Annotated in this window: 10 protein-coding genes; 4 read left to right on the top strand and 6 right to left on the bottom strand. The window is 60.2% G+C overall.

Annotated elements, in window-relative coordinates; genetic code table 11:
- Both V473_RS22540 and V473_RS22545 read right to left on the bottom strand, forming a co-directional pair.
- Window positions 1–231 (bottom strand): hypothetical protein (locus tag V473_RS22540; protein ID WP_169793979.1); only part of this gene is annotated, 231 nt, incomplete at its 3' end.
- The gene (locus V473_RS22545; RefSeq protein ID WP_066609358.1) at window positions 231–500 is read right to left on the bottom strand and encodes a mobilization protein; all 270 of its coding nucleotides are present in this window, start codon (window positions 498–500) and stop codon (window positions 231–233) included. The genes V473_RS22545 and V473_RS22540, both read right to left, overlap by 1 nt.
- Window positions 501–723: 223 nt before the next feature.
- Here V473_RS22545 and mobQ point away from each other — a divergent pair, with 223 nt between their 5' ends.
- From mobQ to V473_RS22570, 4 genes are all read left to right on the top strand, one after another.
- On the top strand, window positions 724–1,767 hold the full coding sequence (gene mobQ / locus V473_RS22550; protein ID WP_082679298.1) for a MobQ family relaxase: 1,044 nt from the start codon (window positions 724–726) through the stop codon (window positions 1,765–1,767).
- 61 nt (window positions 1,768–1,828) lie between these two features.
- Window positions 1,829–2,773, top strand: coding sequence for a DNA methyltransferase family protein (locus V473_RS22560; protein ID WP_216628564.1), 945 nt, complete (start codon window positions 1,829–1,831; stop codon window positions 2,771–2,773).
- Window positions 2,751–3,443 (top strand): EcoRI family type II restriction endonuclease, encoded by a 693-nt coding sequence (locus V473_RS23885; RefSeq protein WP_066609371.1) that lies wholly within the window; start codon window positions 2,751–2,753, stop codon window positions 3,441–3,443. Before V473_RS22560 ends, V473_RS23885 begins: the two co-directional genes overlap by 23 nt.
- A gap of 94 nt (window positions 3,444–3,537) precedes the next feature.
- On the top strand, window positions 3,538–4,086 hold the full coding sequence (locus tag V473_RS22570) for a recombinase family protein (protein WP_066609377.1): 549 nt from the start codon (window positions 3,538–3,540) through the stop codon (window positions 4,084–4,086).
- Between the two features lie 6 nt (window positions 4,087–4,092).
- On the opposite strand, the gene V473_RS23350 is transcribed toward V473_RS22570, so the two are convergent.
- The 4 genes from V473_RS23350 to V473_RS24240 form a co-directional block, all read right to left on the bottom strand.
- Window positions 4,093–4,533, bottom strand: a complete 441-nt coding sequence (locus V473_RS23350) for a MerR family transcriptional regulator (RefSeq protein WP_082679299.1) — start codon at window positions 4,531–4,533, stop codon at window positions 4,093–4,095.
- A 79-nt stretch (window positions 4,534–4,612) separates the two neighbouring features.
- Window positions 4,613–5,719: a replication initiation protein gene (locus V473_RS22575; protein WP_244884605.1), complete on the bottom strand. Its 1,107-nt coding sequence runs from the start codon at window positions 5,717–5,719 to the stop codon at window positions 4,613–4,615.
- Window positions 5,720–6,105: 386 nt separating this feature from the next.
- Window positions 6,106–6,402 carry a hypothetical protein gene (locus V473_RS22580; RefSeq protein WP_066609373.1) on the bottom strand — a complete coding sequence of 99 codons (297 nt, stop codon included), beginning with the start codon at window positions 6,400–6,402 and terminating at the stop codon, window positions 6,106–6,108.
- On the bottom strand, window positions 6,399–6,950 hold a 552-nt coding region (locus V473_RS24240), incomplete at its 5' end, for a hypothetical protein (RefSeq protein ID WP_066609374.1). The genes V473_RS24240 and V473_RS22580, both read right to left, overlap by 4 nt.

A 6,950-nucleotide genomic window follows, 5' to 3' on the forward strand; every position in this document is an offset into this window, starting at 1 on the left:
AAGGATGCGCTGGATGTTGGTATCGAGGTGGGAGAAGAAGCTGTGCGCCTGGGCGGCGTCGGCGGCACCGCGAGCGCGACCGGCAGCAGAGGGCGGAGGGTCGGTGGGCATGTCGAACTCGGCCGGGTCGAACTTGCCGGCCGGGGGATCGTGGCGATCGGACCCGAGCAGATCACGCCCCCTTCCGCGCTCTACCGGGCGGCGGGGATCGTCGTCACGATCGCGGTCCATCAGCGGTCCTCCCCGGGCAGTGTCCACCCCTCGAACGGTTTCCTGTCCTGATCGCGGCTGATGCGGTGGGTCAGCTCGGAGACGATGCCGGCGAACCGCTGATCCTTGGTGGCGGCATCGAGGAGCAGGCCACCCAGGATGATCTTGCGGCGGGTATCGAGGCGACGGCCTTCGGTGGCGATCCGGGCGTTGAGCGCATCGAGGCGAGCCTTGGCCTGGGCAAGACGTTTTTTCGCCAGTTCGACAGATTCGGGAGTGGGGGCAGTCATACCTTCTCCGCGTCAAAGCACGATCACGAACCGAGCATAGCGCAAACCGACAAACGAAGCCACCCGAGACGACAGTAGGAGACAAGGGCGCACTTTAGCATTACTGCGTAATGCGTGCGGCAGGGACACCCTGACCCATGTCGCCGAGCGACAGCGGGGCCTCCGCCCCACACCCCGACCAGCGTCATGCCGCTGGACTACGTTCGAGGAAGGCGCGCGACCGATGGCGATCTACCATCTGGCGGTAAAATCGGTGTCGCGTTCGACCGGGCGCAGCGCCGTCGCGGCGGTCGCGTATCGTGCCGGCGTGGCCCTCGAAAACGAGCGCGACGGCCTGGTGCACGACTACACGCGACGGAGCGGGGTTGAGGATGCGTTCATCGTCGTGCCGGAAGGCGCGGAGTGGGCGCAGGACCGATCGGCGCTGTGGAACGCGGCCGAGGCAGCGGAGAAGCGTAAGGACGCCAAGGTAGCGCGGGAGTATGAGCTGGGACTGCCGGCCGAGCTGGACGCCGGCCAGCGCCGCGACCTGGTTCGTGCTTTCGCAGAGGATATCCGCGACCGTTACGGGGTGGCGGTCGATGCGGCGATCCATGCCCCGCACGACTATGGCGACGATCGCAACCACCACGCGCACGTCATGACGACGACGCGGGTGGTGGACGCGGACGGGCTGGGGGCGAAGACGCGCCAGCTCGACGTGCGATCGTCGGCGTCAGTCGAGGTGGAGGCGATCCGGGAGCGGTGGGCCGAACAGGTCAACGACGCGCTGGAACTGGCGCAGGTGGCCGAGCGGGTCGATCATCGTAGCTACGCCCGCCAAGGCGTAGAGATGGAGCCGACCGTGAAGATGGGCCATGCCTCGGCCGCGATCGAGCGGCGCGCGTATGCCGAGCAGATCGCGGCAGGCGAAGAGCCGCACGCCGTCACGCCGCGCGGGCAGATGAACGAGGCGATCGAGGAGAAGCGCGGGTTGGGGGCGTATCTCGAGCGCGGCCGGGAGTGGCTGCAGGAGATGGGGCAGCGGGTGCGCGACCAGGCCGAGCTGGCGGCGCATGGCATGGCGAGCCTGGTGCAGGGCGCGGCGCGGACGATGCGGGCGGGGTTGCAGACCAGCACCGGCGATGGGTTCGATGCACTGCCGGCGCTCGATCACTCACCCCGGCAGCAGCAGACGCCGGCGCTCGATCATGGTCAGGACGAGCGCGATCAGCAGCGACAACGCCAGCATGACCGCGACGGGCCGGATATCGGATTCAGCCGGTAGTTTGATGGTCGTTTGGCAAGACGCCCGTTTTGGTGAGGTCATCCAATCCCGACACGATTAGGTGTCGCGCAACCTCTGCGGGGCTGCTGCCGTAAATTCCTATCTTGGCCAACCTGACGAGGCGATCGTGAACCGCCATCGTAATGGTGGGGGTCACCTTTTTGGTGGGGATGGCGTTTTTCGGCCTTGGCATGTCATCAACGTAGTCGAACCAAAGCCCCTAACAATCCCCTTTTTAGGCACCAAAAACCGCTTGAGCGAAAAATTCGATTCCCATAGGGTGGGGATCGTGGTGCAAAAGATTGCCGCGCCGCACGGATTTGCCGACCTCCTAGCCGAGGCTTTGGCGGAACAAAAGGCGGACATTATGTATCGGGTCGATCGCAACAACTTCTACCAAAACGAAAAAAAGGCGACCGTCTGTACCCCGGACTACGTCAGCGAATTTCTGTTCTCGATCATAAGCCCTCACATTAAAAAGGGCGGACTGGTTGTTGATCCGTGTGTCGGCGAAGGCGCTTTGCTTCTGCCTTGGCAGCGCGAGGGGTATAAAACCTTGGGCATTGATATTGAAGACCAAGGGTTTCCAAATACCATTGAGAAGAATTACCTTGAGGTTCGCAAAAGCCATATCAGGCAGAAACCATCTCTCGTCATAATGAACCCACCGTTCAATATAGATTCAAAGACAAAAGAATATATCAAAGCGAACTATGGCGGTAGGCCGCTATTACCCGAGGTATGGTTTCAAAAAGCCCTAGAGCTGTTTGGCACGTCTGTGCCTATTGCAATGTTCACCCCCTATGGATTTCGGCTAAACCAAACTGATAACAGTTCGAGGTGGAAGAAGTTTATCGAGGGTGAATACCCGGAGATAACAAGTATTGTCTCCCTTCCAAAGGACGTATTTGACGGAATTCTGTTCCACAGCGAAGTTCTTATATTCAACCTACCGGCTCTTAACGGCCACTATTTTGTGCAACATGGCAAACAGCGAGCGGCTTAGGCTGAACAAAAATCAGCACGTTGTAAAAAACCTGCTGTCAAAAGGCGATGATAAGAAGGTCGTCGAAGCGATGATGCACGTCATCGAATACATGAACACGCGCTTCCCGCTCAAGGATATGGGTTATCGGCTCGATTATGTAGATAGGATCACCCTTCGTGAGCTTATCGATATAATAAGCAGCTATGAGACAAGGTTTGAGTTCTCCGCTCTGACGAAAGAGGGATCGTTCATTAAGCCTGATGGAGGGATATTAATCCTCAAGAAGGAGGATGATCCATCATTCCAGCGCATTGTTCTAGCCGTTGAAATGAAAAGGCAGGGAACAAACGACCAGCGAGCGCTCGAAGGTAAAGGAAAGCAGTCTCAAGGCAATGCGATAGAGCGTCTTGGGAAAAATCTAATTGGGTTTCGGTCGGCGTTGCAATATGAGCGAATAACGCCATTTGTCTGTTTTGGTTGGGGCATAGACTTCGCGCCGGGATCATCGATCTTGGATCGCGTAATAACGATGAATGAGTTTTATCCTCTAAACAGGATTTTTGTCTTCAAACGAGAAGACTACGCTCCTGTATCTATGTTCTTCCGATCGAACGAGTGGGATACAGCGGAGCTGTATGCGACTATGATGGAAATCGCCGAAACAAGTGTGCGATATTACATTTTCTAATTGATGATGCAAAAATCACAGGTTTTGCATCACTCGGAAAATGGCGGAAATCCGGGCACTTCCATGATGCATAATTCCGATGCACAATCGGAGCATGATTTACGGCTACGCGCGCGTCTCATCCAACGGGCAGGATCTGGCGCAGCAGCTCGCCCAGCTCGACGCGGCCGGCTGCACCAAGATCTACCGCGAGAAGGTCAGCGCCGCGACGGCCGAGCGGCCCCAGCTCAAGCGCGCGATCGGCGCGCTCGATGCCGGCGACGTGCTGATGGTGACGGCCACCGATCGCCTTGCCCGCAACACCCGTGACCTGCTGAACATTCTCCATGCGGTGAAGGAGGCCGGTGCTGGCTTCCGCTCGATCGCAGAGCCGATGGTGGACACCACCTCGCAGTTCGCCGAGGTCGTCATTGCCGTGCTGGGGATCGCGGCGAGCTATGAGCGGCAACGCATCACCGAGCGCACCGCTGCCGGCAGGGTCCAGGCCAAGGCCCGCGGCGTGAAGTTCGGCCGACGTGCGGCCCTCACCCCTCACCAGCAGGCCGAGGCGCTACAGCGGCTTGCAGCCGGCGACACGCAACGCACCGTCGCGGCGTTGTTCGACGTGGATCAGGCAACGATATCGCGGCTTGCCAGGCGATAGCGGGGGTCACTCATCGGGTCGGCCGAACAGGCGACCGAAAAACCCTCGCTTGGATTCCGTTGGTCCCGGCCCAGCCAGTAAGCCGATCACTCGGGCCTGTGCCTCCCGGCGTTCCTCGTCTGAGCGGTCAAGGCGGTGCCGCAGATCGTCAATAGTGCCGTCCCGGTCGCGTAACTGTTCCAAAGCGGCATTAAGGCGTGCTTGTAACACGTTGGAATCGGAGGTGTTACCTGTGTCACCCCCGGTGTTGCGTACCGTTTCAGATGGTACGCCGCTAACTGGTGCAGAGGACTTTGGGGGGTAGACCCGGTGCAGTTCAACAGGTTCAATCGAGAATGACCCACTCTCGGTTTTTATGGCTGATATTCGACCGCTGTTGATTGCTCGCGAGATAGACGCCTTACTGATGCCGGTGGCTTTAGCAGCCTCGCCCAAGGTGTAAGCCATCGATCCAGTATCCTGTTACGTATCGTTTCAAACTGCTGTCAGCTAACGGTTAGCAGGAACGGGTATCATTGGAAACGGATCAGGCTCGGCCCCACTTAGCGGAACACCCCGTAACCCATTTCGTCCAGTCCGCTTTGAGGGCATCCCCGACAAGTTGGCGACGGCGATCCTTGAGGACTTTGACATATTGGTCGGCGAGCCGCTGAACGGCATGACCGCCACCCAAGGTCCGGCCGATCGCATAGAGTTCTGGGGTTTTGAATTCATCCACGCGGTCGTCGGCAGGCCAGCGGAGCGTATCGGAAACCGACATTCGCGTTGCTGCTACAGCGATGAGGCTGGCGGCATCGACAATGGTTTCAGCAGTGCCCTCACGCCGCGATCGACGTCCCGTACTATGGCGCTCTGCCTCATCAGCCGCAGCGTTGGTGGCGTCATCATCCTTGGGGTAAAAGGTGATGGTGACGTGCGTGATTTTTCCCCTGGCTCCACGTCGTTCTACCCAGTCCATCGTGAAGGCGGCGAGTTGATCGATTTCGGCTTTTCCGGGTGTCAGCACCAAACGGCGAAAATCAGAGAAGTTCGGCATCGAATTGGACGGTGCCCCCAGCCGCTCCCGTAACTCATCGACCGTCCCGGACCATGTTGGATTGCGGCGTCCAGCCAGCAGGCAGCCCATCTCATAGAGGGTGATCGCATATTTTGACCGGAAGGCGAGCAGAGCCGCCCGGTTGAGGCGAGCGTAATAATCGCTTCCTTGCAGGATAGCCCTAGCCGGGGCCGTGAACTCCCACTCGACGGTAGCTCGGCCATCCTCCGCATGTTCGTTGAGCGTCCAGGCGAGCAGGGCGGCAGTGAGGGTCGCGGCGCGCCCTTGGGCCGAGGTCGAAGGCATCTGGAATTTTACATCCATCAACTCGTCGAGCGTGTCTTGAATCCGATCGTTGGCATTGTGGGTGCCCCGCAGCTCGCGCTTGGCAATGACATGCGATCCCGGCCGCCAGGCTTCGCCGGCAGCTTTGGCGATCAGAAGAGCCAGGGTTTTGCGGGCTGCGAGGGAGGGCGATGTACCCGCACCGAACCGTGCTTCGATGAACTCGCCGGCTTTGACGATAGCATGACCGTCACGAACCGAGATCGTGGAAGCCGCTTTCATAGTGCGGCCGATGGGAAGGTCGTCAGGCACAGCATGAGCTTAGTCAGTTACGATATAAGATCAACACCAGTGTCATAGATCGCATAGAAACCCCATTCCTTATGAAGCACCCGATCTGTCGTATCTGGGCACCCCATTTGTCGTAGGTGGGCACCCCATTTGTCGTAACTGCGCACCCCATTCATCGTAGGTGGGGTTGTTTACCCTCGGTAAATCAACAGCTTGTGATCTCTGAATCATAGAATCATAGAGAATCTAGAATCATCGCGGGCGCGCACGAGGCAACGGTAGCGGGATAACATGCAGAATCGGCCTTCGGCCGATGCGCTAATGATGCGTGCCGGCTACGCCGTCACAGGACGGCCTATCGGCCTCTGGCTTGGCGAGGAAGGAGTCGGGGCGAGGGCGGTGCGCGGTCATTCACCGGTCGTCACGCGGCGAGGGGGTTTGCCGTGGCCATCGTGGACGACGATCGCGCACACGCCCGAGGCGACGATGCGATCGATCAGGCGATCGGCCTCTTCGTATTGGTCGCTAGGCCAGTCGCGGGCGACGTGGACGCGATCGTCGCCGATTTCGAGCGTCAGGTGCGAAATGGAGGGATCGAGGTCGAGCAGCCGCGCCATGTCGGCCTGGGTTTCGAGCGTGACGTGCCGGAGATCATCACCGGTCATGACGAGCTGCCAGGTGCGGGTGCGATCATCGAGGCTCATGGCAGTAGCCACCCGCTGTAGGTCTTGGCGTCGGGGTTTGCGCCGAAGCACCAGTAGGCCCCGTCGCGCTTCTCCCGCTTCCAGCCGTGATCCTTGGGGCAGGCGGCGATGGCAGGAATGGTCTGCTCGCTGGCCTGATCGATGCGGCGGGCGAGCTTGCCGTTGACGGTGTTCGCCCAGCTCGCGGCGGCGACCTCGTCACGGGCGCGGGCATAGCCCGATGCTTCACCGGCCCCGTTTCCGAGGTGGTAGCCGTAACCCAGCGCAACAGGCACCAGCAGGGCGAAGCCGGCGAGCGCGCCGTTCCACCACCTGTCCCACCGGCGCCGGCGCAGTTCATGTGCGCGGCGATCGGCGGCATCGGCGGCAAGACGATCGTTCAGGGCGGCGTGCGCGGCCGTGTCAGCATCGATCCGACGCCGCAGGGTCTCTCCCGCCCCGGCAAGGCCATCTGCGGCCCCATGACGCGCTCCGGCCTCCGCACGGGCTGCCAGAACCGCAGGATCGACCAGGCGGGCCGCTATGGCCGTGTCGCGGGCTTCCTCATC

It is taken from the genome of Sphingobium cupriresistens LL01, assembly GCF_001046645.1.
GTDB classification, from domain to species: domain Bacteria; phylum Pseudomonadota; class Alphaproteobacteria; order Sphingomonadales; family Sphingomonadaceae; genus Sphingobium; species Sphingobium cupriresistens.

Bases quoted from the DNA above. Each gene is read 5' to 3' on its own strand.
- V473_RS23885 (WP_066609371.1), top strand. From the start codon at position 2,751: ATGGCAAACAGCGAGCGGCTTAGGCTGAACAAAAATCAGCACGTTGTA.
- mobQ (WP_082679298.1), top strand. From the start codon at position 724: ATGGCGATCTACCATCTGGCGGTAAAATCGGTGTCGCGTTCGACCGGG.
- V473_RS22580 (WP_066609373.1), bottom strand. From the start codon at position 6,402: ATGAGCCTCGATGATCGCACCCGCACCTGGCAGCTCGTCATGACCGGT.
- V473_RS22570 (WP_066609377.1), top strand. From the start codon at position 3,538: ATGATTTACGGCTACGCGCGCGTCTCATCCAACGGGCAGGATCTGGCG.
- V473_RS22545 (WP_066609358.1), bottom strand. From the start codon at position 500: ATGACTGCCCCCACTCCCGAATCTGTCGAACTGGCGAAAAAACGTCTT.
- V473_RS23350 (WP_082679299.1), bottom strand. From the start codon at position 4,533: ATGGCTTACACCTTGGGCGAGGCTGCTAAAGCCACCGGCATCAGTAAG.